Annotated in this window: 1 protein-coding gene; it reads right to left on the bottom strand. The window is 45.9% G+C overall.

Features of this window, described 5'->3' with window-relative positions; all coding sequences use genetic code 11:
- Nucleotides 1-942, bottom strand: a 942-nt coding sequence (locus tag OS145_RS12700; protein ID WP_006957018.1) for a TonB-dependent receptor, incomplete at both ends; no start/stop codon positions are given.

The raw sequence follows: 942 nt of genomic DNA, 5'->3' as shown, positions 1-942 counted from the left end.
GGATTCTTGACCATTGTTATGGGTTAACTGAACATCATAAATATTTTGTTGCAGTCGGCTGTTCACATCAAAGTCAAAGTAATCATAACGGAGCGATACGGTACTACGCAGTCGCCCTGTCCACTGGTAATCATGTGTCACATACGAACCAAAGCTCCACTCATCAACACGGTCACTGCGCACGGCTCCAATACGCTCGCGTGCCTCGCTTTTATATAGCCCGACTTCGCCTATATCGTCATAGCGCGTATCAAACCCTACCGTAAAATTATTGTTGATATGCCAACTACCTGAGGCACCATAAATCATTCGATCGTCGACCTGTTCAAATTGGTCACCATTGACAGGATCATCAAGGTAGTATGTGAAATTAGAGAAAAGAGACAAACCATAGTCGATGGCATAAGCGCTTAATGCGTAGTCCGCTGTCGTGTAAATAGCGTTGAGACTGTAACGATGTGTCTTACCACCGAGTGTCGGGTCAATCGAGCCGAGCTCATCAATTAATCCAGACTCCACTGCACGAGCAGGAATTTGATCAGCACTATTCCACTCATTATGGTAGCCCATGGCTCCGAGTGTTAGAACACCGTCATCTAGGCGAATACTATGTCTCAAAACACCGTTGAGCTTATCAACATCCTCATCGATATCCGACCACGGTCCATCATAAGTTTGATACTCAAGCGCATACAAGGTCGCATTCCGGCTTCCTGAATTCACACTATCAGCTACCAAAGCACGTCGATAATTATCTTCGCCTAGGGTCACGGATGCGAGCCCATTGCGCCGTGTCATCTGAGTGCTAAAACCAACACTACCTGCTCCGGAGAAATCACCTACATCTCCATAATAAGTGCCCTTTTGATACGTCACTTGAGCAATGATCTCGGGAATTAAAAAATTAATATCGGTATAGCCCTGACCATGACCGTGACTACG

The organism is Idiomarina baltica OS145, from assembly GCF_000152885.1.
Classification (GTDB): domain Bacteria; phylum Pseudomonadota; class Gammaproteobacteria; order Enterobacterales; family Alteromonadaceae; genus Idiomarina; species Idiomarina baltica.
This window is presented reverse-complemented; position numbering and strand designations above follow the sequence as displayed.